Source organism: Pollutimonas rozaliensis, assembly GCF_048751585.1.
Classification (GTDB): domain Bacteria; phylum Pseudomonadota; class Gammaproteobacteria; order Burkholderiales; family Burkholderiaceae_B.
The window spans coordinates 158,025-181,194 of the sequence record NZ_JAZHOB010000003.1 but is presented as its reverse complement, the minus strand read 5'-3'; the positions used below and the strand labels follow the sequence as shown (position 1 = coordinate 181,194).

The window sequence follows — 23,170 nt, the reverse complement described above, 5'->3', positions numbered from 1 at the left end:
TCAATGGCAATCGGCGACCACCTGGTCCAGATAGACCTCGAAGGCAATATCGCGCACCCGGTTCCGCGTCAGATCCGCCAAATGCTTGCTGGCCTTCCATTCGCGAACCAGCTTGTCCAATAAGGCGATGGTTGCGGCATCGTCCCTGGGCACAATGAAGGCCAGCGGCGCCGCCGGGCCTGGCGGCAGGCTGGCGGAAAACTTTTTCCACTCGGGCAGCTTCAGCAGTTCCTTCAACATGATGTCGTCATGCACCGCGGCGTCGCATCCACCCGTGCGCAAGGCCAGCAGGGAATCGGCGGGCGCCTTGAATATTTTTTCGATGGCTCCGTAGCGTTGCGCCATGGCGCCCACGTACAGCCCGCCCTCCGACAGGCAGACCGTCCGTCCTTTCAGTTGATCCCAGGACTTGATGTCGGTGTCCGTGCGCATGATGGCCATGGGACGCGCCGTGTAGCCCGTGGGCACCGTCGCAAAGGCCGGCGGAACATCGTAGCCGGGGCCTATGGCCGCCAGCATCAGATCCGCCCTGGGTGAAAACCCTTCAGGCTTATTGCCGCTGTCCGGCCCGGATATCGGCACCGCGCGCAAGTCGGCATCCAGCCTGGCGGCAAGGTCTTCGGCCAGGGCGGTATCGATGGCTTCGGGCGTGCGCACCTTGGAACCGCCCACAAAGGGCGGCACGACATAGTGCATGCCCACCACCAGGCGCCCGGCCGAGCGGACCTGATCCGCCGCGCCCGCCGCCGATGCGCAGCCCATGCCCAGCAGCAAGGCCGCGAATAAACGCGCCGATCGCGACAAGCTGTTCCGAGTTCCCGTATTCATGATCATAGACGCCAAAATGGAAGCCGCAGCGGCCCCTAAACGTACTGGTAACGCAAAAGGCGACGTTTCAGGTTCTCCAGGATGACCTGGTCGATCAAGGTCGCCAATATGGCGATGGTCAGGATATTGGCCATCACTCCCATCATGTCGGCGGTTTCGCCGGCATAGGCCAGCGAACGGCCCAGCCCCTGGCCGAAACCGATCAGCATCTCCGCCGAGATCAGCGCGCGCCAGGCATTGCCGAAAGCCAATTGCGCCCCCGTGATCAATTCGGGCATGACCGCGGGCAGATAGACGCGTTTGAGCATGTCCCAGCGGTTGGCGCCCATGACGCGGGCGGCCGACACGTGCACATTGAGCACGCTTTCCGTCGCGTTCATGACGGAGAGCGCCGCCGGAAAGAATGCCGCCAGCGCGATGACCACGATGATGGGCATGTTGCCGAAGCCCATCATGATCAGGAACAGCGGCACCCAGGCAATCGAGGGTATCGACTGCAGGATGATGATGGCCGATTTCAGGACTTCGCGAAAAAAGAACAGCACCCCGCCGACCAGGCCGAAACCCACGCCGAACAGCAAGGCGGCTCCGTAGCCGAATCCAAGACGGACCAGACTGCCCGACAGGCTGGCGCGGAAATCGGAGGTCTGCACATCGCTCCAAAGGCGTACGAACACACTGGGCACATCCGGCATCAGGAAATCCGGCAGAAACCAGGCGGCGACTTGCCAGAACAGCAAAATGGACAGCACCGCCACGACCATGGCAAGCTTTTTTCTATAACCGGAAATACGAATCTGGGTGCTCATGTAGGCTCAAAACACAAGGTGGCCGGTCGGCGCCGGCCACCTTTGAAAAGATGGAATCTTGCGAAACAGCTAAAGGCAAGCGTGGGACGCGCTTGCGCCCCGGGGCGCAAGCCAGCGCTATTTTATAGCTTGCGCGCCTTCTGCCATTCCAGATCGATGATCTTGCTGACATCGAACGTGCTGCCGTCACGCGTTTTCAGAGCGCCCTGCTCTTGCATGATGTCGGCGATTTCCTGCATGCGGGCCAATTCCTTGTCGGTCAGGACCGGGCTGAAGGTCTGCGTCTTGATGGCATCGCGGATGATGTCTTCGCGGGGCAGTTCGCCATGCTTCAGAGTCTTGAGCGTAGGCTCGGCAATGAAGTAGCCGGCGATCAGCTTGGCGCCCTCTTCGGGCTTGTTCTGCAGAAGATCGATGGCCTCGCGCTGCGCATCCAACGACTTCCAGACATCGTCCTTGCGCTTCTTCAGCGTGTCGCCGGAGGTGATCACCACCATGCAGGGGAAAGGCCATACCTGGCCCACTTCGTAAATCTGCGTGACCGGCGCAATCAGTTGCGCAATGCGCGCCTGCGGTTCGAACAGGAAGGCGGCATCGACGCGCTTGCCCACCAGCGACTGCACGGCAACCTGAGGGCTGACGCCCATGATGGACAAATCGTCCGGCTTCAGGCCTGCATCTTTCAGGACAACACCCTTCAAGACGGTATCGGCCGTGCTGCCTTCCTTTTGCGAAGCCAGGGTGTGGCCTTTGAGGCCCGCCACGTCCTTGATGCCCGTGTCGTCGCGCACGACGATGGCGTGAAAGCCGTGCTGGGCGCCGCCGACCACCTTAAGGTCGGCACCCTTGGAGCACCAGGATGCCGCATTGGTAAAGCCCAGCACGCCGGTGTCCAGTTGGCCGCCGACGATGGCCTTGATCAGATCGGTGCCGGACTTGAACTCGATCAGCTCGACATCCAGGCCGTGCTTCTTGTAGAAGCCGCCTTCATAGGCGGCGATCGCCTGCGCATCGTCCATGACGCGCAAGTAGCCGACCTTGAATTTCTCGGCGGCCGCGGCCGTGCCCGATAAAGCGAACGCCGCCAGTACCGGCAGCAGCAAACGTGACAATTTCATGCTTCGACTTCCTCTAATATTGGCGTTGCCGCGGCTTCATCCTGTTCGGCATGAATCCCAAGCAGACCTAAAATTTCGCGCCGCATCGCTGCGAACTCCGACAAATCGTGCGTTTTCTCGTGGCGCGACAGATTGAATTCCTTCAATACCGTGGCCGGACGCGGGCTGAATACAAGGATACGGTCGGCCAGGAACAAGGCCTCGTCGACATCGTGCGTGACCAGCAGCACCGTGGGGCCGGCTTCGCGTATCAGCGTGCGCAAGGCATCCTGCAAGGTCATGCGGGTAAGCGCGTCGAGCGCGCCGAAAGGCTCGTCCAGCAACAGCGCCTTGGGATGCGAGATGAACGCCCGAGCCAGGGCGGCGCGCTGGCGCATGCCACCCGACACTTGATGCGGGTAATAATTTTCGAAGCCTTTCAGGTTGACCTTGGCCAACCAGTCCCGAGCCTGCCGCAATGCCTGTTGCTTGTCCGTTTTCTGGAACTCCAGCGCGAGCGCCACGTTCTGCTCCAGGGTCAGCCAGGGATAGAGCGCGTTTTCCTGGAACATGAGCGTGCGCTCGGGGTGAGGACCTTCAATGCCCTGGCCGTCGGCAAGGATGGCTCCCGCGCTGGGCTTTTCCAGGCCGGCGGCGATATGCAGCAGGGTCGACTTGCCGCAGCCCGATGGGCCGACCAGCGCCACGAGTTCGCCGTCGTCGATATCGCGGCTGAAGTCCTCGATGACGCGCAGGCCCGAAAACGCCTTCTCTATATTCTTGAAAGACAGCTTCATAACAGTTCGATTCACCATTTGGTTATATCGAACTGTAACTAGCGTTCTAATGCCCAACAAGAATTTTTATACTCTTTACTTATATCCTCAAGAAATATAGAAAGCCGCTTATGCCTTGGCCGGCGGCATGAAAGGCTCCGGGCGGTTCATCCCGTGGTATTCGGCATTTGGAATCATGTCGGTGCCGATGGCCATGCGGTTGGACATGTTGTAAAAAGCCACGGTATCGGCCAGATCGAATATGTCTTCGACCGATAAGCCCACTTCCCGCAGGGCCTGACGGTCGTCCTCGGTGACCTGCTCGGGCGTCTTGGTCAGCTTCCAGGCGAAATCCAGCATGGCGCGCTGGCGCGGGTCCAATTGCGCCACACGGTAGTTCATGACCATCATCTCGCCCAATTGCGGATCGCCGGACAGCGCGCGCACCGCCTGGCCATGCGCAACAAGGCAGTAATAGCAGTGGTTGGCGCTGGATACCACCACGGCGATCATTTCGCGTTCAAGCTTGCTCAGGCCCGAAGGCGCCAGCATCAATTCGTTGTACATCGCCATGAAGTTGCGCAGCTTGTTGGGCCGCAAGCTGTAGGCGGCCAGGACATTGGGCACGAAGCCCAGCTTGTCCACGCACTTGCGGAACACTTCCTGGATATCCTCGTCCAGCGAGTTCGCGGCGGGCGCGCCCAAGGCGGATACATGATCGGGTTGCGGCATGGCTTCTCCTTTTACTGTCCTTGCGACAGGCTTGTGTTTCACCAATAATAACGGCAAGCGGCGACAGTGCCGCCCCTTTCAAAACAAGGCAGCAATATGGCGACCGAATTTCCCGGTTTTTCCAGCCCGGCGGCAAGCACCGAGGCGCCGCTTGAAATGCTGGCGGCCTGCCACCATCGCATCGAGCGCCAGTGCTCCACATTGAAGCGGCTTGCGCCGCACCTGCGCCGGCACGGCAGCGATGAACAGGCGCGCGTTGCGGCGACGGCCATCATGCGCTACTTCGATACCTCCGCCATCCAGCACCATGCCGACGAGGAAGTGGATCTGTTTCCCGCGCTGATCGAGTCCATGGCGGGGTCCGACGCCGTCTGCATACGCGAGCTTACCGATGGCCTGAGCGCCGATCACCGCAAGCTGGAAGCCGGCTGGCGGCGGCTGCGCCAGACGCTGTCCAGGATCAGCGAAGGCCAGCCCGCCCTGCTGCCCGACGAAGATATCGATGCCTTCGTGGGCCTGTATGAACGCCATATGAAGCTGGAAGAAGACGAACTCCTGCCGATGGCGGCGCGCCTGTTGGGTGACGATGCCATCGACCAAATCGGCCGCGCCATGCGCAAACGCCGGGGCATCGCCGACGATCTGCTTTGACTCCATTTCCTGATTTCTAGTCCAGGCTCACCACGTTCAGCGTATCGCCGAAAACCCGGCGCGCCAACCCGGTCAAATGATCGTGATGGCTCAGGAAAATAACTTGCGTATGCTCGGACAAGGCCGCGAGCGCCCGCAGGCCTGCTTCGGATCTGGCATCGTCGTAATTGATGAACAGATCGTCGGCGATAAAAGGCAAGGCGGGCGCCTGCTGCAAATGCAGCTCCAGCGCCGCCAGGCGCAGGGCCAGGTACAGTTGATCGCGTGTGCCGTCGCTCATGCCGGCAATGCCCACCAGACGGCCATCGGGCCGCTGCCCTTCCAGCACCATGGGGTTCTTGTCGAAATCCACCCTCAAACGCTCGAATGAGTTCAAGGTCAGTTGCGAGAATATGGCGCTGGCCCGGCCCAGCATGGGGCCTTGCTTTTCTTCGCGATAGCGGTCTATGGACCAGCGCAGCAGGCGCGCGGCGGTGTGCACCTTTATGTAGCGCTCGGCCGCATCGGACATCCTGGCCAGCGCCTCTTGCCGTTGCGCCTCGGCCCTGGCTGCCGCATCGGCCCCCGCCATGGCATCCAGCTCGCGCTGCGCCTGATCCAATTGCACCGCCAAGGCGCTTTGCCGCTCGGCGCCATCCTCGATATCAGACTGCAAGGCGGCCAATTGTTCCGGCAATGACGATATATCCGCCGCGTCGATCTCGGCCTGCAACGACTCGCGCCCATAACCATCGCCCTCGCCGAGCAGGCGCGCCTGGGCCGCCTGGAGCTGCCCTGTAAGAGCCCGATGGCGGTCCGAACGGGCAATGGCCTGTTCCAGCAATCGGCTTTCGGACACGCCGGCCTTATCCATCAATGGTTGCAAGCGGGCCTGGGCTTCCTGCATGGACTGCTCGGCCAGGCGAATCTGCGCTTTTTCCGCCTGGACCGCTTGCTCCAGCCCGGCCGCCCTGTCATGCGCCTGACGCGCCTGAGCCAGCCGGCGCGCCAACTCCCGGCTTAGCCCGAATGCATCATCGATGCCGGCCGCGGCCTGATCCAGGCCGACGGCTTGCGCCAGCGTGACGGCCTGGACAAGGAAATCATTCAGATCCGCCTGCAAGGCCATGCTTTCGGCGCGGACCCGATGCAACTGCCCGAGCTTCCCGGCCAGGACGCCTATCAAGGTCAGCGCACCCTGTGCCGCGCCCGTCGCCATCGCAGCATCCAGTCCCGCCTGGGCCAGCGCCGCCGACCAGGACATCCGCCAGGCATCCAGCCTGCCCTGCGCGCTTTCCACCGCTTGCCGCGCAGCGAGCAATATCGGCCGGGACTCGGCCAGTTGGGCCAGCCATGCATCGCGTCGAATGCGCGTCTCATCGGCCTGGCCTATGCGGGCTTGAGCCTGCACGCGCAAGGCGGACAGACTGTCTTCGCCGGCCGACTCCGGCGATTCGGTTGGCGATTCGGCCAGAGCCCGACGCAAACCGCCGCGCGCCGCCTCAATATCGTCGCGCAAGCCCTGGGCCTCGCGCCGGGCCTGATCCAGCACCTGGGCCGCTTCCAGCACCTTGTCTTTGCGTGCCAGCCAGTCGGGCAGGTCTCCCAGCGCCATCCGGCCCAGTCCCAGGCGTTCGCTTGCGGTAAGCCATTGGGCGTCGAAATCGCCCAGGGCCCTTTCGCACTGGACATGCCGCGCCTCGGCCGCTGTCAGCTTATGGGTTTCCTGTTCCAACTGCTGTTGCAGGCTTTGCAGTTGCGCCGCCTCCCGCGCCTTGTCATGGCGGGAATCGGCAAGCTCATCCGCGGCACGCAGATAAGACTCGAACTGGACCGCGGCTTCCTCAAGCCTCGTCCGGCCAGACCTGATCGCCAGCCAGGACTGATCGCGCAGGGCGCGCGCCTGCGCCACATCGTCCCAGGTGCTTGGACGGTGCCTCTGTTGGTACTGCCGCAATTCCAGCGACTTCATTTCAAGCGATGACGCCAGCTCGTCGCGCCGCTGGGCGGCGGTGTTCAAATCTTGCACCAGGCTGCGCCTATCGCTTACCCAAGCGGAAGCGGTTCCCATGGAGGGAAAGGCGGCGGCCTGAAGCCGCGCCACTGAAGTCGAATCCCCGCCCAGGCGCGCCAGGCCCTGGTCCAGGTCGGACTGCAGTTTATCCACCGCCGCCTGCGCCTTGTGCAGGGCGGCGTCCAGGTCGCCCCGGGCTTGCGCGGCGTCCAGAGCGGCGCGTAGCGCGGGGCTGACTTCGTGGCCGGATACCGCCTGCAGCTTCGCTTCCAATGCCCGGAATTCCGCCTGCCGGCTGTTTTCCGCCATTTGGGCCGCATCCAACGCCTGGACGACCGCGCCATGATCGCGCAGCAATTGCTCCAGTTGCGTCCGGGCCGGCAGGCCGGGCAAGCGCGCCTGCAAGACTTGCGCCGCCTGGTCCATGGCCTGGCCCGCATCGTCCATCCTCCAGCCCAGCTCATCGGCCGCCGACTGGATTTCCCGCCAGAGCAAAGCGGCTTGCCCCTGACTGCGTTCAATATTCGAAGCATGCGCGCCGTACTGATGGCGCAAGGCTTCCAACGCTTCGATGGCATCGGCCTGGCCCAGCAAGGCGTGATCAATGCGTATGTCCGATAGCTGCGCACGCAAGCGCTCGGCTTCCGCGCGGCGCAGGGCCAGTCCGTGCTGAGCCAGGGCCCGGCTCTGTTCGGCGTCCGCCAGCGTCTGGGCGGCGTCGGGGGGGAAAAGAACCACGGGCTCCAGGTCCGCCAGCTGGCTTTCGCACTCGCGCAGCGCCAGCATGATGGGCGCCATGCGCCGGATGCGTTCCAGGCGGCTGCGTTCGCCTTGTCTGTTTACCTGCTGTTCCCGCTGCCGCTCAAGTTCGGCCGCCAAGACCTGCACACGCTCATTGGCTTCCGACCAAACCCGGGTTTGCACCGTTGCCGCCTTCAGCGCGGCCGTCGCGGCATCCAGATCGTCCCGTGCGGCGTAATACGCCCGTTTACCGGACTTGGCGGGAGCCCAAAGACCGGCGGCTTCCTCTTCCAATGCATCACGCACACTGCCCAGGCTGGCGATTCCCGCGGCCGACTGGAACAGTATCTGCCCGACATCGTCCTGAGCATTCAATATGCTGTTGCCGCCCTCCACCAGGCGCGGATGATCCAGGCCAAACATCTTGTCAAAGAAGCCGCGCCCGGCATGGCCCATCCAGGCGTCCAGGATGTTGTCGGCCAGGGTATTTCCGTCCGGGTCCCGCAGCGTATTCTTGTTGGCCTTCAGGCGGATGAACTCCAGTGCGCCCTCGTCGCCCTGTATCGACGCCCCCAGCCGCAAATCGGCTTTTGCGTGCAGAAAGTCCAAAGGGGTGCGCACGGGAAAGCCGAAAAGCAGGTCCAGAATGGCGCTGCGCAAGGTCGATTTCCCCGCTTCGTTGGGCCCCACGATCAAATGGAAATCGCGCGATGCCCGGGGGAATTCGATGCGGCTATCGGTGAATTTTCCGTAACGCAAAAGATCGAATCGGCAAAATCGCATAATTCCTACTCCGCCTGCTCCAGGTGCGCCATCAGCGCTGGGCCCACCTGGCGCAACAGCGGCGCCAGGTCCCCCGTCCGGATTCCCTCGAACCAGGCCACGCTGGATTGCAGTTCGTGCGGCGCCTTGCCCACCAACCCCATCAAGTCGGCTTGCAGGCTTTCGAGGAATTGGGTGTCGGTTTCGGCGGCAGCCAGCAGCATCCGCAGATCAGCGAGCGCGTCGGCGCGATCATCCTGGGCCGGCGGCTGCGCGACAGCCCGGGTTTCGATCTTGACCTTCTCCAGCCACAAGCGATCATGCCCCAGCGCCGCCACCTGCGCCAGCACTTCGGCCCGCAACTGGGCTTCCAACCCGAAAAGCGCGCCATGCGCCGGCGTGCCGCCGCTTACCGTCACGCGCACGGCCAAGGGCAAGGCCTGGTCACTGTCATGCGCCAGGCCTTCCAGGGCGCTTCCCACCGCGCGCGCAACATCGGTAAACGACAGGCACCGCGACACATCGACGTCCAGCCGCGCCCAGCGCAGCACGTCGACCAGCACACGCTCCACATCCACCTTGCCCAGCGCATCGCACTCGACCAGCACGGCCCCGCGCGGACCGGTCTCGCGTATGTTGCGCCCTTGCAGGTTGCCCGGAAAAACCACGACCGAATCGCCGCGCCAGACGCTGTATTCATGAACGTGTCCCAAAGCCCAGTATTGATAGCCTTTGGCATGCAACTCGTCCAGCGAACAAGGCGCGTAGCTGGCATGCATGGCGTTGCCTTCCAGAGCGGTGTGCAACACGCCGATATTGAACTTGCCCGGAATCGGATCGGGATAAGTCGCGACCAGGTTCTCCGTGGTGGCGGCCACCTTGAACCCGCGTCCGTGCAGCGCAAGGTTAAGGCCGTCGTGCATGAAGGTCGATGCCTTGCGCGTGTCGAACACGTGCACATTGTCGGGCAGCAGCAGCTTGCGGGTCATCTCGCTTTCGGCATCGTGATTGCCGTACAACAGGTAAACCGGGATCCCGGCCCTCTTCAGGCGACCCATCTGTCTGGCGAAATACAGGCCGGTGTTATGGTCCTTCCAGTTTCCGTCGTACAAGTCGCCCGCGATGATCATGAAATCCACGCTTTCGTCGATGGCCAGGCCTATCAGCCGGGCGAAGGCATCGCGCGTTGCGGTGCGCAGCATGTCCACGGGCGCATCGGCGTAGGCGCTCAATCCCGTCAATGGGCTATCCAAATGGATATCGGCGGCGTGGATGAATCTCACTGAACAATTCCTTCTCGAGCGGGAGGCCGGTCGTGGCATCCGCCACTATACCAAGCGGCGCCCCCGCCTTCCGCATACGTGACATATGGCTGTAATGATGCATTGCAATAATCGCCTCAAGCAATGATATCCATGCATCACATCCCCTACGAAGCGGCACCCATGAGAAATTTCTTTACCCTGAAGAAAAGCTTTTTTGTTTTTCTGGCCATTCTCATCCTGCTATCCATCCTGGTGCTCAGCGCGCTGCGCAACCTGACCGGCAGCATAGAGCACCTGAAGACAACCGAGCAGCGCCGCTATCAGGCCACCGAACTGGCAACCGCCTATAAAAGCCTGACGCAGGCCATGACACGCGACGTCATGGCCTTCGTGGCCAGCGAGCAGCCTGAATTCCAGGAAAGCTACAAGCACCTGACGGCCGTGCTGCACGGCAAGGCGCCCGACGCCCACGGTGTGCAACAGGCCATGCTGGAGCGCTTTCGCAATGCCGGTTTCACTCCGGATGAAATGACCAGGCTGGAATCGGCCCATGCGCAGATTACCGAATTGGGCGTGACGGAAAAGGAAGCCATCAGTACGGCCAGCGGACAGTTCGACGACGGCCAGGGCGGCATCAAGGTGGCGTTGCCCAATGCCCTTATGGCGAAAGTCATGATATTTGGGCAGCAGTATGCCGAAGCCGCCGCCGGCATTGCACGCACGATCGACGAATTCGATACCTTGCAGGCGCAACGCTTCGCCCAGGATGTGGAGCAGGCCAGCGCCGCCAGCCAGAAAGCCTATTGGATAGCCGTATCGGCCATTGTCGCCCTGCTGCTGTGCAGCGCCCTAGCTCTATGGGGCCTGTACCAATCCATCAAGCGGCCTCTGGACCAAGGGGTCCACCTGGCGCAACGCCTGGCCAGCGGCGATTTAAGCGCCCGCGTGGAGGTTCCCCGCCGCGACGAACTGGGCAAGCTGCTGGACGCGTTGAACGGCATAGGGCTGGGATTGCGCCACGCCGTGCAAGAGGTCCGCGACCGCTCGATGCAGATCGCTTCCGCATCGCACCATATCTCCGGCGGCAACCTGGATCTGTCGCAACGCACCAATGAACAGGCCGCCAATCTGCAACAAACCGCCGCAGCCATGGAGCAACTGGCGGCCACCGTCAAGCAGAATGCGGACAATACCGAAGTCTCAAAAAATCTGGCTGCCCAGGCCAATGCCTGCGCCGCTCACGGCAGCCGGACGGTCCAGGACGCTGTCCACACCATGCGGCAGGTGCGCCAGGACTCGCGCAAGGTGGCCGACATCACGGAACTGATCAAGAACATTGCCTTCCAGACCAATATACTGGCGCTCAACGCCGCCGTTGAAGCCGCACGCGCGGGCGAGCATGGCAAGGGCTTCGCCGTCGTCGCCGCCGAAGTGCGCAACCTGGCATTGCGTTCGTCCGACGCATCCAGGGATATCGAGAAACTGATCCTCCAGACCGTCACGCAACTGGATGCCGGCGCCAGCCTGGTGGACGGGGCCGGCCAGGCCATGAACGAAATCGTGGTCTCGGTCCAGAAGGTGGAGGACATCATGTCCGAAATCGCCAATGCGTCCAGCGAACAGGCCAGCGGCATCGAGGAAGTCACGCGCGCCGTCAGCCATCTGGATCACATCACCCAGCAGAACCTGGCCATGGTCATGGAAGCCTCCAACGCCACGCAGATGCAGCAACAGCAAGCCGATGGCCTGCTCGCGACACTCTCGCACTTCACCTTGAACGGGGATGATGAGGCCCATCTGGACGACGCGCCGGCCATGGAACTGGCGCACTCCGGCGAGGGCCGGCTGGGTTTTCTGCCGGCGCCCCAGCCGGCGCTGGTCGGCTACGCCTAGCCGATTCGAGAGCCCTGCGCGCAAGGCCGCAGCCTTGCCGGATCCTGTGTGCGGCCCGGCGGGGCCCACTATGAAAAACCCTGAAAGAATAAGCTTTGACACTGGGAGGCCAGCTAAGTACAGTGTACGAATAGTCGGCCAGCTCGAGCGACAATAACAATGGAGACAACCCAATGAAGAAAACCGTATCCCGAATTTTCATCGTCCTGGGCAGCAGCGTCGCCCTGTCGTTTTCCGCCAGCGCCCTCGCGCAACAACCCATCACCATCAAATTCAGCCATGTCGTGGCCGACGCCACGCCCAAAGGCCAGGGCGCCATCAAATTCAAGGAAATTGCCGAAAAACTGCTTCCGGGCAAGGTCAAGGTCCAGGTATTCCCCAACTCGCAGCTATTCGGCGACGCCAAGGAAATGGAGGCCGTCCTGCTGGGCGACGTCCAGTCCATTGCGCCATCGCTGTCCAAGTTCGACCGCTACACCAAAAAAGTCCAGCTGTTCGACCTGCCCTTCCTGTTCGACGACATGGATGCCGTCGACCGCTTCCAGCATAGCGCCGACGGCAAGGCACTGCTCAACTCCATGACCAACCGCGGCTTGAAAGGGCTGGCCTACTGGCACAATGGCATGAAGCAGTTGTCCACCAACCGCGACAAGCTCACCCGTCCCGAAGACATCAAAGGCCTGAAGTTCCGCATACAAGCCTCCGATGTCCTTGAAGCGCAGTTCCGCCAACTTGGGGCCAATCCGCAAAAGCTTGCCTTTAGCGAGGTCTACCAGGCCCTGCAAACCGGCGTGGTCGACGGCCAGGAAAACACCTGGTCCAACATCTATTCGCAGAAGTTCCACGAAGTGCAAAAGACCATCGCCAACACCAACCATGGCGTGATCGACTACATGGTCGTCACTAACGCCAAATGGTGGGACGGCCTGCCCGCCGATGTGCGTAAGGGTCTGGAACAAGCCATGGAAGAAGCCACCACCTATGCCAACAACATGGCGGCCGAGCTGAACGAGCGCGATCGCAAGCGCATCATCGAGGCCAACAAGGCCAAGGTCCAGACGCTCAGCAAGGAAGACGTCGCGGCCTGGCGCAAAGCCATGGAGCCGGTCTGGAAGAAATTCGAAGGCGAGATCGGGCCCGAGCTGATCCAGTCGGCACTCAAATCCAATAAATAACCGGCTTGCTGCGCGGCCGCGCTCGCCGGCCGCGCAGACCCTATTCAGCACATGGAGCTTTCCCATGAAATCAGTCTGGCTCGAACGGCTGGAAGAAGGGCTGATTGCCTTTCTTCTTGCGGCCATGACCGTCGTCACTTTCGGTCAGGTGGTTGCGCGCTACGTATTCAACTACAGCTTCGTTTGGGCACTTGAACTCAGCACTTACCTGTTTGCCGCCCTGATTTTTCTGGGGATTTCATATGGGGTACGGGTCGGCGCCCATATCGGGGTCGACGCGCTGGTCAAGGCGCTGCCCAAAGCCATTGCCAACAAGGTTGCCGTAGCTGCCACGCTGCTGTGCCTGCTGTACGCTGTCATCGTGCTCTTCGGTAGCTGGATATACGTCAGCAAAATTTACGAAATCGGCATTCTGGCGCAAGATCTGCCCATACCCCAATGGGTGCCGCGCCTGGTCATGCCCATAGGTTTCGCCCTGCTCCTGTTCCGCTTCGCACAAGTTCTTTACGACCTGCTGCGCGGCAAGGAAGCGCATCTGCTGGGCGACGAAGTCGAAGACGCCCTCAAGTACCAAAGCGACGACGCGTCCGCAAAGCGAGAACAAGCATGACGACAGGCGCCCTTTTCATCATGCTGTTCGTGTTCATGTTCATGGGCATACCCGTAGCGGTTTCGCTGGGCCTGTCCTCCATACTGACCATACTGCTTTTTGGCCACGACTCACTGGCTTCGTTGTCCCTGAAAATGTTCGAAACGTCCGAGCATTTCACGCTGATGGCCATCCCTTTCTTCGTGCTGGCGGGCGCCTTCATGACGACGGGCGGCGTGGCCAAGCGCATGATCCGATTCGCCATCGCGGTCGTGGGCCATTTGCACGGCGGCCTGGCGATTGCATCGGTGCTGGCTTGCTGTCTGTTCGCGGCCGTATCGGGTTCATCGCCAGCCACGGTGGTGGCGGTCGGTTCCATTGTGATCGCCGGCATGGTACGAGCCGGGTATCCCCAGCCTTTCGCCGCCGGCGTCATCTGCAACGCAGGCACGCTGGGCATACTCATCCCGCCGTCCATCGTGATGGTGGTTTATGGAGCCGCGACCGAGACATCGGTGGGCAAGCTGTTCATGGCGGGCGTGGTGCCGGGCCTGATGCTGGGTTTCCTTCTGATGCTGGCCATATACATAGTGGCCCGCATCAAGAACCTGCCGCGTCAACCGCGCGCTTCGCTGAACGAGGCTCTGGTTGCAGGACGCGATTCAATCTGGGGCCTGATGCTTGTCATCATCATCCTTGGCGGCATCTACGGGGGGATTTTCACTCCGACCGAGGCGGCCGCGGTGGCGGCGGTCTATGCTTTCTTCGTGGCCGTATTCGTCTACCGGGATATCGGCATGCGGCAGGTCCCTGATGTATTGATGGACGCGTCCAAGGTGACCATCATGCTGATGTTCATCATCGTCAATGCGCTGTTGTTCGCGCATGTGCTGACGACGGAACGCATTCCGCAGGCGATCGCCGAGCAGATCGTGGCCTGGGATATGGCGGCATGGCAGTTCCTGATCGTGGTGAACATTCTGCTGCTGATTGCGGGGATGTTCATGGAGCCGACGGGAATCATCCTGATTCTTGCGCCTATTCTGTTCCCGATTGCGATGCAGTTGGGGATCGATCCGGTGCATCTGGGGATTATCATCGTGGTGAACCTGGAAATCGGAATGGTGACGCCGCCGATAGGCTTGAATCTGTTCGTGACGGCGGGGATCACGAAGATGACGATAGGCCAGGTTATCCGGGCGGCCTCGCCGTGGCTGTTGATATTGCTGGCCTTCCTGGCTTTGGTGACGTATGTACCGGCGATATCGCTGTGGCTGCCGGAGCTGAATTTCTTCTGACAGCTCGTAGATTTTCTCGATAGATGGATTTTCGTTGTAGCGCCATGTCTGTTTTCGGACATGGCGTTTTTCTTGCGTGGCTAATGCGTGTGTTTTTTACACGGCGCGGGTGCATGTTTTTTACACGGCGCGGGGGGGCTGGGGGGCACGAACGGGCCCGCGTGTCCGGTTCGGCGCCCTGCGCGCCGAACATCGCATCGTCTTGCTCGTCCGCCCGTCCGGGCTCCCTTCGCCTACGACTCGCTCGGCCCCAAAGGCCCGTTCGTGCCCCCCAGCCCCCCCACGCCTGCAAAATGTATGGCCGCACGGCCGTTAACTGGAGAGATCCCGAGCTGCATTCTGGTATCGGCCAGCCCAAGTATGAAGATGTGGCGCGCTCGCCCGGCGCGGCCCGCCAGCCGGGCCGCTTGTGCATCGAGTCAATTCTGATTGGGCGAGCGGCGCCGTATATTGTCTGGGTGCTGATGCCCCTCCCTGGCACCATACCTATTGGGCGCCTGTCTATTCGGCGGCTTGCCTGGACGACTTTGGCCTGTCGCATTGAACGACCAATCACCTGCTTATCGGGCCTGCAGCAACAGCTTGCTGACAAAATGAATCGCTTATACCAATAACGTACCCGCTTGCCATTACGCAGTGGCTGGAGGGCTGCGGGCCGGGCTGCCGGACTTCCGGGGCCGAGCGAGCCGTAGGCGAAGGGAGCCCGAATGGGCGGACGAGCAAGGCGATGCGGTGTTCGGCGCCTTGTGCGCCGAACCGGTCACGGGGACGGCGGCCTGGTCCGCAGCCCTCCAGCCACGCCTAAAGAACAAACAGGCATACCGAAAAGCAACGGGCAGGCCCCGAAACAGACAGTTAAGTAAGCTCAAAGAACGACAAGCCGGAAAAACCCCGCCAATCAGCCCCGCCGCCTAACTAGACCTACCACCCGCGCCAACATCCCCAGAAACGTCAGTGCCCAGGCAACGCTCGCCAGAAAAAAGAACACCCCCGGCACATCGGCCAAAAAACTGAACCCCATGGCCTGATTCATCTCGTACGTACTGGCCGCATACATCCCCAGCGGGAATACAGCCCCCCAATACAACGGGTCGTACCGCAAGGGAAAGCGCTTGTACACATAGCGCCATACACCCAGCAAAAGCAGCATCGGTATCCACCAGGTACCCGTCGCCCAATAGAAAATCGTGAACCCCTTCAGGAAGGGCAAGAGCGAAACCAGATAAGGCGCGTCCGAGGCGTTCATGATCAGCAAGGAGCCCGCCAGCGTGGAGATGGCCATTGCGCCCATGTTGATCCAGTACGGCGGCGTCAGATCGTCCGGGGAAAGGCGGAAATACGTGTAGCGATAAAAGATCAGCGACATCATCCAGATGTACAGCATCCCGCCCCACAGCCACATCGACAGCGCCAGGAAATTCAGCTCCAGCCGATACGGCTGCCCGGTGGTGGCCGCCAGCAAGGCGCTGGACACCGCTATCGACTGCGTCGCCACCACGGCAAGCAGCCATCCGCCATTGATGCCCCGATCCAGGGTGGGCTTGTCGCGCTTTACGGTAAGCACCGCGAATATCGTGTAGGTCAGCACAAACCACAGGATCAGCGCTGCCGCCCACAAGATCAAACCCGCATGCGCGTCCTTGGCAAGCACCATGTACTGTCCGCCAAGGATGGCGGTTGCCGCCACAGTCGTGAAAAACCCTGGGCCGCGCAAATGGTCGGCCATATCGCCGAAGAACGATCTCGGATGGCGAACGGCGCGCAGCGCGCTAAGCAGGCACAGTATCGCGAACAGGGCGTTGTTCAGTAGAAACAAGGCTTGCGCAATTGCGTTCCTGCCCAGCATGTGAGCCGCCAGCGAAACGATGCCGGTCGCCATGACGATGCCGAAATTCGCCGGCGACATGGCCGCCAGCCCGCCATACCCGCGATCCCCACCCCTATCGAAAGGCATTGCCTGCAAGGAACTGTTTTCAGCGGGAGATGGAAGCATGGGTGGATTGCGCGCAATCGCGCCGGTTCAGTCGGACAGATCGCATTCTAGGTCTTGTTCACAAGAAAAGGAAAGCCGCGGCGGTCCCAATCCCTTGCATATTGCCCATGGCGCCCGGGGCCGATTGAAACTACAGGTTAAAATGCCTGGTTAATTTGAATGTGGCGGCCCCCGGGGCTGCCGAACCGAATCAGGAATAGCTATGGAAGCCGAACGCCAGAATCAACTTGCCGCCCGCCTGGACGACTACGCCGAGCGTCAGGCGGCTCTTCGGGGGTATCTTTGACTACGATGCCAAAGCTGAACGCCTGCACGTCGTAAACGCCGAACTGGAAAGCCCCGACGTCTGGAACGATCCCAAGCATGCCCAGGATCTTGGGCGCGAAAAGAAAAGCCTGGAAACCGTCGTCCAGACGCTGACTGAGATCGCCAACGGCCTGAGCGACGCGCAAGAACTGTTCGACCTTGCCGCCGAGGACGACGACGATGCCACTCTGGCCGCCGTCGAGCACGACACCGACGCCATAGGCAAACGCCTGGAAGAGCTCGAGTTCCGCCGCATGTTCTCCAATCCGGCCGATCCGCTCAATTGCTTCATGGACATCCAGGCCGGCGCCGGCGGCACCGAAGCCCAGGACTGGGCCTCCATTTTGCTGCGCCAGTACCTGCGCTATTGCGAACACAAGGATTTCAAGGCCGAAGTGCTTGAAGAATCCCATGGCGAAGTCGCGGGCATCAAGTCCGCCACCATCAAGATCGAAGGCGAATACGCCTTCGGCCACCTGCGTACTGAAACCGGCGTGCATCGCCTGGTCCGCAAAAGCCCCTTCGATTCGGCCAATGGCCGCCATACCTCGTTTGCCAGCGTATTCGTCTATCCAGAAGTGGACGATTCCGTCGAGATCGACGTCAACCCGGCCGACCTGCGCGTGGATACCTACCGGGCCAGCGGCGCGGGCGGCCAGCACATCAACAAGACCGATTCGGCCGTGCGGATCACCCACATGCCCACCGGCATCGTCGTTCAGTGCCAGAACGACCGTTCGCAACACCGCAACCGCGCTGAAGCCATGCAGATGCTTAAATCGCGCCTGTACGAACTGGAAATGCGCCAGCGCATGGCCGAGCAGCAGAAAATGGAAGACGCCAAGACCGATGTGGGCTGGGGCCATCAGATCCGGTCGTATGTGCTGGATCAAAGCCGCATCAAGGACCTTCGCACCAACGTTGAAATATCCAATACCCAGAAAGTGCTGGACGGCGATCTGGACCCCTTCATACAAGCAAGCCTGAAGCAGGGAGTATAGCCATGGAAGCAACGACCGTTGCCATTGTGACCGGCGCATCGCGCGGGCTTGGGCAAGCCCTTGCACTGGGACTGCTGCGGGCCGACACGCGGCTCATCACCGTGGCGCGCAGCCACGACGAAGCCCTGGACCTGAACGCGAAACAATCGGGCTGCGTGCTGCAGCAAGTGCAAACCGATCTGGCGAACCCCGCGGCGGTCGAACGCGTGGCCCGGCAAATCGTCGCCAGCCTGCCAGCCGGCGCGAAGCGCTACCTGCTGATCAACAATGCCGGTACGGTCGATCCCATAAACCAGGCCAGCGAACTGCACAATGCCGTGGCGATTACCGCCGCATTCAACCTTAACGTCACCAGCGTCATTTTGCTGACGGCCGCCTTTCTGCAAGCGGTAAAGCCCTTGCAGGCCGATTGCCGCATATTGAATATATCGTCGGGCGCCGGCCGCAACCCCATGCCCGGCTGGGGCGTATACTGCGCCACCAAAGCAGCCCTGGATCACTACACCCAGGTCTTGCACGCCGAGAACCATGGCGTGCGGATCGCCGCGCTGGCGCCGGGCGTCATCGACACCGGCATGCAGGAGAAGATACGCGGCAGCCAGGCCAGCGACTTCCCCAATGTGGAACGCTTTGCGCAAATGCACGAGCAAGGCCAGCTGTCCTCGCCGGCCGACGTGGCCGCCCGCATCCTGCGCTATATAGATCACGACAGCTTCGGCGCGACCGTGCTCGACGACATCCGAAATTACGCTTAAATCATCACTATGAACGAATCTACGCCATCAAGCCTTGCCACCGACGAAAATCACCTGATCGCCGAACGCCGTGGCAAACTGGCCAAACTGCGCGCCGATGGCGTGGCCTACCCCAACGATTTTCGGCCCGACAGCCAGGCAGATGGACTGCACAAGGCTTACGACGAGCTGGATAAGGAAGCCCTGGCCGAAATCGGCAAGCAGGTGAAAGTCGCCGGCCGCATGATGCTCAAGCGCGTCATGGGCAAGGCCAGCTTTGCAACCTTGCAGGACAGCTCGGGCCGCATTCAAATCTTCCTGGACAAGAATACGGTGGGCGAAGCGATTTACGCTCAGTTCAAAACCTGGGACATCGGCGACATTCTGGCCGTCGAAGGCACCGTATTCAAGACCAACAAGGGCGAACTATCCGTGCATGCGGCCTCGGTCCGCCTGCTGACGAAATCGCTGCGGCCCCTGCCGGATAAATTCCATGGCGTGTCCGACCAGGAACTGCGCTACCGCCAGCGCTACGTCGATCTGATCATGACCGAAGAAACGCGCGCCACCTTCGTCGCGCGCAGCAAGGCCATGGGCAGCATTCGCCAGTTCATGCTGAATGCCGGCTTTCTTGAAGTCGAGACGCCCATGCTGCACCCCATACCGGGCGGCGCGGCGGCCAAGCCTTTCGTTACGCATCACAATGCGCTCGATATGGAAATGTTCCTGCGCATCGCGCCCGAGCTCTATCTGAAGCGCCTGGTCGTGGGCGGCTTCGACCGCGTCTTCGAAGTGAACCGCAATTTCCGCAACGAAGGCGTAAGCCCTCGCCACAATCCCGAATTCACCATGATGGAGTTCTACGCCGCCTATACCGATTACCGGTGGTTGATGGACTTTACCGAATCGCTGATACGCGAAGCCGCCATCGCCGCCACGGGCAGCGCAGTGCTCAGCTATCAGGACAAGCCGCTGGACCTGAGCCAGCCCTTCGACCGGCTTACCATCGTCCAGGCCATACTCAAATACGCTCCCGCATACGGCGAGTCCCAGTTGCGGGACGAGGCCTTCCTGCGCACCGAACTCAAGCGTCTGGGTGCCGACGTAAACGGCCCGGTACTGGCCCGATCGGGCGTTGGCGCCCTGCAATTGGCGCTGTTCGAGGAAACGGCCGAATCCAAGTTGTGGAATCCCACCTACATCATCGACTACCCCGTTGAAGTCTCTCCGCTGGCACGCGCTTCTGATACCCAGGAAGGCATCACCGAGCGCTTCGAGCTGTTCATCACAGGCCGCGAGATCGCCAATGGCTTTTCAGAGCTGAACGACCCCGAGGACCAGGCCGCGCGCTTCCTGTCCCAGGTGGAGGCAAAGGACGCCGGCGACGAAGAAGCCATGTACTACGACGCCGACTACATCCGGGCACTGGAATACGGCATGCCGCCCACCGGCGGCTGCGGCATCGGCATCGACCGCCTGGTCATGCTGCTGACGGACAGCCCCAGCATCCGCGACGTCATACTTTTTCCCCATCTGCGCCGGGAAGACTGATCAGCCTGAGCGTGGATGGCCGGGCTAAAAACGGTAGCGCAGATACAGCGTGCCTGCGCTATCCGTATTGCCATTGCCGAACTGGCCGCTGTAGCCCATGCCCACGGCGGTCTTGCGCCCCACGCGCAGCTCGGCGCCCAATTCGGCAACCGCCGCGTTCTTGGCGATAGGCGCGCCGCTTGTGCGGAACAAGGTGCCATCTCCCTGCGCGAACGACAGGCTGCGGCTGGGCGAGACATCTCCCATGGCGTGACGCCAGCCCAGGCCGGCGGACAGCGAAACCTGCGAACGCCCCGATTCGAACTCGGCCTTGCCGCGCAGCCCCAATGTGAACGTCGTCAGATCGCTGCGGCGGCGCTTGCCATTCAGCGCGGCCTGCCCTCCCGTTTCGGCGAAGGCTCCGGCTCGCAGGTTCTGCCAGGTCAGGCCCGCGTATGGCTCCAGCATGCCGTTCCGGCTTGCTTGCAATCGATAGCCCAGTTCCGTAAATAGCTGCAAGGCATCGGCATGGTAGCCCGCCTTTAGCGTCTGGCTGCCTCCGACCTCGATATTGCGGCGCGTATCGATATGGTGGCGGGTGTACGCCACGCCGCCCAGGAAACGGAGGCTTCCTGGACCTGCCGCCCAATTGTTGGATCCATACAGCGCACCGGTATAGCTGTCCACCCGCGACGAAGAGGACGGGCCGTCAAGCTTGATGCGGCCGTCTGTATAAGCGAAAGCGCCGCCCAGCCGCCAACCCCTTCCAATCTTCGCATCCCCGCCCAGGAATAGGCCGGTCGTATCGTTGCGCACCCTGGCTGCGTTGCCGTCGCCATCCAGCGTACTGCGCCCTCCGACGATCTGGGCCCACACAGGCAGGGCCTCTGGATAAGGCATGGCATCCGCTGGCATGGCGCCTCCCGCCTGTGCCAATGCCTTGCCCGGCGCCATACCGGCCCTTACATTGGCGCGCATGCGATTGGACAAGGTGCGCGTCACCAAACCGCCCGCATTCAATAGAGCGGATTCAGTACCCGCATGCACCTGACCGCTCAGTTGCTCCATGATGGCCGGCACCTGGCCCGCTTCAGCATTCAGCACTTCGTCATACACATCGGCCATGCCGGCGGGCGGACGGCTGGAAATGCCATCCAGCGCCTGGCTCACCGCCTTCTGGTTCAGGGTCGCGGCATATCGCGCGATGGGAACGTCGTTGCGGACAATCGCCAAGGCGGCCGCGCCGGAGCTCAGAGCCAGAGTGGGCGTCAGAAACGCCAAGCCATGCGCCACGGTATCGAATCCTCCTGTAACGCCACCCGTCGCGCTGATGAATTGGTAGGAGGCATTCGGACGGAAGCGGCCTCCGGTCAGGCGCAGCGTACCGGCCAAGTCGGCCGAGCCGCCCACCATCAGCTTGTCGGTGGCGCCATCCGGGCCGACCTCCAGCTCATACACCGAACCTGGATAGGCGGTGTAGTTCCCGGCGACGGTCAGCGTGCCCACGGAGTTGCCCGGCGCCAACACTCCGTAGTTATCGATCTTGGCCACCGTGCCCGACCCGCCCAAGGTGCCGGCCGCCCGTACGGTCACTTCGGATGTAACGGAGCCGTTGACAACCAGCTTGCCGCCCTCGACCATCGTCGGTCCGGCATAGGTATTGGCCCCGACCAAGCGCAGCACACCAGCGCCGCGCTTGGTCAGGCCGCCCGCGCCGCCGATGTCGTTGGAAAAGGTGGATTCATAACCCAGGGTATCCACATCGAACAATCCCGTGAACCGACCCGGGCCGCGCACCGCCTTGCCCACATTCAGCAAGCCCCAGCCGTAGACATCGTCCACGCCCGAGGCGCCGATATCGGTGGCCGTGGTCAGCAGCGTCTGTTGAAGGTGGTAGGCGCCGAAATACGGAAAGGCCTGCTTGACCAGGGCTGCGGCGCCGGCCACATGCGGCGTGGCCATGGAGGTGCCCGATTTCCTCGTGTAGCCGCCCTCGTCCTCCACCGAGTTCACGCCGAGGCCCGGATTGCCTTCCCCGCCGCCGGGCGCGGTCAGGCACCACTCCATGGCCACGCCGCACTTGTTCGCATAATCCACCGCCTCGCCGGTTTCGCTGATCGCTGTGACCGCCAGCCAGTTGTTCTTGAGTTCTGGAAACCAGTGAGGCGAACCCGCCATGAAATCCGGATGTAATTGTTTTTCATTTCCGGTGGCGAACACCATCAAGGTGCCGGCCGCGGCAAGTTCGCGAAAGGCCGCCACGCTTAATGGAAACGCGGCTTCGGCGGCAACGGCGGAACCATACTCGGTCACGTTGCAGGGTGGCGCAACACCGGGGCAATCATTGAACCCCAGGCTGTTATTGATAATAGGCAGATTCTGAGTGGCCATATAACGCCATGCCGGCGCCAGCGACTTGTCCAGCCATTCGTCCCGCGGGCTTAGATAAGAGGGATCGGGATGGGTAAAGTAGTTGTATTGCCTGTCATCCTCATGGACGATGAATAACGAGCTTTCGAAGGCCACACCATGCATGCCGACCCCGTCGCGCAATGCGCCGATGATCCCCGCCACGTGAGAGCCATGCCCATCGTAGTCCTCCCCAAGCCCCGATTGGTAAGGCAGATTCGAATAGAAATCGTAGCCGCCTGTAATCTTGCCGCCCCGGAACTCGGGGTGGAAGGCATCGATGCCCGAGTCCAAAACCCCCACCCTGACGCCGGCACCGGTATAGCCAAGCGAATAGGCTTCGGCGGCATTGATTAAATTCAATCCTTCCTGATTGAAGTATTCCGCGGTTTGGAAGTCGAATGCGGCGCCCTGGGCCGAAGTACAGCCCAGCATGCAGAACAGTCCTGCGCCAATCCAGGACTGGAGGGTATGAGTTTTACGGGTCATTGCACTCTTGCATTACCCTACGCTGACGGCGTAGGCAAATTTAACGAAATGCAACTTTATCGTAAGCAAATGGTTTAGTTATATCTTTTCTTATTAATC

General features: G+C 61.5%; 17 protein-coding genes. 8 read left to right on the top strand and 9 right to left on the bottom strand.

Annotated elements, in window-relative coordinates; all coding sequences use genetic code 11:
- The 5 genes from V0R37_RS06800 to V0R37_RS06780 all read right to left on the bottom strand — a co-directional run bounded on the left by V0R37_RS06800 (window position 1) and on the right by V0R37_RS06780 (window position 4,242).
- On the bottom strand, window positions 1-828 hold the full coding sequence (locus V0R37_RS06800; protein ID WP_420373802.1) for a type 2 periplasmic-binding domain-containing protein: 828 nt from the start codon (window positions 826-828) through the stop codon (window positions 1-3).
- Window positions 829-863: 35 nt separating this feature from the next.
- A complete protein-coding gene (locus V0R37_RS06795) occupies window positions 864-1,637 on the bottom strand; it encodes an ABC transporter permease (protein WP_420373801.1) in 774 nt (257 codons plus the stop codon).
- A gap of 122 nt (window positions 1,638-1,759) precedes the next feature.
- Complete coding sequence (locus tag V0R37_RS06790) at window positions 1,760-2,755, bottom strand: ABC transporter substrate-binding protein (protein WP_420373800.1); 996 nt, start codon at window positions 2,753-2,755, stop codon at window positions 1,760-1,762.
- The gene (locus tag V0R37_RS06785; protein ID WP_420373799.1) at window positions 2,752-3,531 is read right to left on the bottom strand and encodes an ABC transporter ATP-binding protein; all 780 of its coding nucleotides are present in this window, start codon (window positions 3,529-3,531) and stop codon (window positions 2,752-2,754) included. Before V0R37_RS06785 ends, V0R37_RS06790 begins: the two co-directional genes overlap by 4 nt.
- A 108-nt stretch (window positions 3,532-3,639) precedes the next feature.
- Window positions 3,640-4,242, bottom strand: coding sequence for a peroxidase-related enzyme (locus tag V0R37_RS06780; RefSeq protein ID WP_420373798.1), 603 nt, complete (start codon window positions 4,240-4,242; stop codon window positions 3,640-3,642).
- 96 nt (window positions 4,243-4,338) lie between these two features.
- Here V0R37_RS06780 and V0R37_RS06775 point away from each other — a divergent pair, with 96 nt between their 5' ends.
- Entirely contained in the window at window positions 4,339-4,893 is a 555-nt protein-coding gene (locus tag V0R37_RS06775; RefSeq protein WP_420373797.1) for a hemerythrin domain-containing protein, read from the top strand.
- 16 nt (window positions 4,894-4,909) lie between these two features.
- Here V0R37_RS06775 and V0R37_RS06770 read toward each other — a convergent pair whose 3' ends face one another.
- Together V0R37_RS06770 and V0R37_RS06765 are read right to left on the bottom strand one after the other, a co-directional pair.
- Window positions 4,910-8,410 (bottom strand): ATP-binding protein, encoded by a 3,501-nt coding sequence (locus tag V0R37_RS06770; protein WP_420373796.1) that lies wholly within the window; start codon window positions 8,408-8,410, stop codon window positions 4,910-4,912.
- A gap of 5 nt (window positions 8,411-8,415) precedes the next feature.
- Window positions 8,416-9,672, bottom strand: coding sequence for a metallophosphoesterase family protein (locus V0R37_RS06765; RefSeq protein ID WP_420373795.1), 1,257 nt, complete (start codon window positions 9,670-9,672; stop codon window positions 8,416-8,418).
- A gap of 132 nt (window positions 9,673-9,804) precedes the next feature.
- Between V0R37_RS06765 and V0R37_RS06760 the strand changes: the two genes are divergently transcribed.
- The 4 genes from V0R37_RS06760 to V0R37_RS06745 all read left to right on the top strand — a co-directional run bounded on the left by V0R37_RS06760 (window position 9,805) and on the right by V0R37_RS06745 (window position 14,609).
- Entirely contained in the window at window positions 9,805-11,547 is a 1,743-nt protein-coding gene (locus tag V0R37_RS06760) for a methyl-accepting chemotaxis protein (protein WP_420373794.1), read from the top strand.
- A gap of 173 nt (window positions 11,548-11,720) precedes the next feature.
- Window positions 11,721-12,722, top strand: a complete 1,002-nt coding sequence (locus tag V0R37_RS06755) for a TRAP transporter substrate-binding protein (RefSeq protein WP_420373793.1) — start codon at window positions 11,721-11,723, stop codon at window positions 12,720-12,722.
- Window positions 12,723-12,786: 64 nt separating this feature from the next.
- A complete protein-coding gene (locus V0R37_RS06750) occupies window positions 12,787-13,332 on the top strand; it encodes a TRAP transporter small permease (protein ID WP_420373792.1) in 546 nt (181 codons plus the stop codon).
- Window positions 13,329-14,609, top strand: a complete 1,281-nt coding sequence (locus tag V0R37_RS06745; protein WP_420373791.1) for a TRAP transporter large permease — start codon at window positions 13,329-13,331, stop codon at window positions 14,607-14,609. The genes V0R37_RS06750 and V0R37_RS06745 overlap by 4 nt, the downstream gene beginning before the upstream one ends.
- Window positions 14,610-15,507: 898 nt before the next feature.
- Here the strand turns inward: V0R37_RS06745 and V0R37_RS06740 are convergent.
- The gene (locus V0R37_RS06740) at window positions 15,508-16,563 is read right to left on the bottom strand and encodes a tellurite resistance/C4-dicarboxylate transporter family protein (protein WP_420374035.1); all 1,056 of its coding nucleotides are present in this window, start codon (window positions 16,561-16,563) and stop codon (window positions 15,508-15,510) included.
- A gap of 241 nt (window positions 16,564-16,804) precedes the next feature.
- Here V0R37_RS06740 and prfB point away from each other — a divergent pair.
- The 3 genes from prfB (at window position 16,805) to lysS (ending at window position 20,194) form a co-directional block, all read left to right on the top strand.
- A protein-coding gene (gene prfB / locus V0R37_RS06735; protein WP_420373790.1) for a peptide chain release factor 2 occupies window positions 16,805-17,909 on the top strand; the annotation gives its coding sequence in 2 pieces (ribosomal slippage) (window positions 16,805-16,885 and window positions 16,887-17,909; 1,104 coding nt in all).
- A gap of 2 nt (window positions 17,910-17,911) precedes the next feature.
- Window positions 17,912-18,664, top strand: a complete 753-nt coding sequence (locus V0R37_RS06730) for an SDR family oxidoreductase (protein WP_420373789.1) — start codon at window positions 17,912-17,914, stop codon at window positions 18,662-18,664.
- Between the two features lie 9 nt (window positions 18,665-18,673).
- The gene (gene lysS / locus V0R37_RS06725; protein WP_420373788.1) at window positions 18,674-20,194 is read left to right on the top strand and encodes a lysine--tRNA ligase; all 1,521 of its coding nucleotides are present in this window, start codon (window positions 18,674-18,676) and stop codon (window positions 20,192-20,194) included.
- 24 nt (window positions 20,195-20,218) lie between these two features.
- Here lysS and V0R37_RS06720 read toward each other — a convergent pair whose 3' ends face one another.
- Window positions 20,219-23,071 carry an autotransporter domain-containing protein gene (locus V0R37_RS06720; RefSeq protein WP_420373787.1) on the bottom strand — a complete coding sequence of 951 codons (2,853 nt, stop codon included), beginning with the start codon at window positions 23,069-23,071 and terminating at the stop codon, window positions 20,219-20,221.
- Between the last annotated feature and the right edge of the window lie 99 nt (window positions 23,072-23,170).

Bases quoted from the DNA above. Each gene is read 5' to 3' on its own strand.
- V0R37_RS06785 (WP_420373799.1), bottom strand. From the start codon at position 3,531: ATGAAGCTGTCTTTCAAGAATATAGAGAAGGCGTTTTCGGGCCTGCGC.
- V0R37_RS06720 (WP_420373787.1), bottom strand. From the start codon at position 23,071: ATGACCCGTAAAACTCATACCCTCCAGTCCTGGATTGGCGCAGGACTG.
- lysS (WP_420373788.1), top strand. From the start codon at position 18,674: ATGAACGAATCTACGCCATCAAGCCTTGCCACCGACGAAAATCACCTG.
- V0R37_RS06760 (WP_420373794.1), top strand. From the start codon at position 9,805: ATGCATCACATCCCCTACGAAGCGGCACCCATGAGAAATTTCTTTACC.
- V0R37_RS06775 (WP_420373797.1), top strand. From the start codon at position 4,339: ATGGCGACCGAATTTCCCGGTTTTTCCAGCCCGGCGGCAAGCACCGAG.
- V0R37_RS06745 (WP_420373791.1), top strand. From the start codon at position 13,329: ATGACGACAGGCGCCCTTTTCATCATGCTGTTCGTGTTCATGTTCATG.
- V0R37_RS06800 (WP_420373802.1), bottom strand. From the start codon at position 828: ATGAATACGGGAACTCGGAACAGCTTGTCGCGATCGGCGCGTTTATTC.
- V0R37_RS06770 (WP_420373796.1), bottom strand. From the start codon at position 8,410: ATGCGATTTTGCCGATTCGATCTTTTGCGTTACGGAAAATTCACCGAT.
- V0R37_RS06790 (WP_420373800.1), bottom strand. From the start codon at position 2,755: ATGAAATTGTCACGTTTGCTGCTGCCGGTACTGGCGGCGTTCGCTTTA.
- V0R37_RS06740 (WP_420374035.1), bottom strand. From the start codon at position 16,563: ATGCCTTTCGATAGGGGTGGGGATCGCGGGTATGGCGGGCTGGCGGCC.
- V0R37_RS06750 (WP_420373792.1), top strand. From the start codon at position 12,787: ATGAAATCAGTCTGGCTCGAACGGCTGGAAGAAGGGCTGATTGCCTTT.
- V0R37_RS06780 (WP_420373798.1), bottom strand. From the start codon at position 4,242: ATGCCGCAACCCGATCATGTATCCGCCTTGGGCGCGCCCGCCGCGAAC.
- V0R37_RS06755 (WP_420373793.1), top strand. From the start codon at position 11,721: ATGAAGAAAACCGTATCCCGAATTTTCATCGTCCTGGGCAGCAGCGTC.
- V0R37_RS06795 (WP_420373801.1), bottom strand. From the start codon at position 1,637: ATGAGCACCCAGATTCGTATTTCCGGTTATAGAAAAAAGCTTGCCATG.
- V0R37_RS06730 (WP_420373789.1), top strand. From the start codon at position 17,912: ATGGAAGCAACGACCGTTGCCATTGTGACCGGCGCATCGCGCGGGCTT.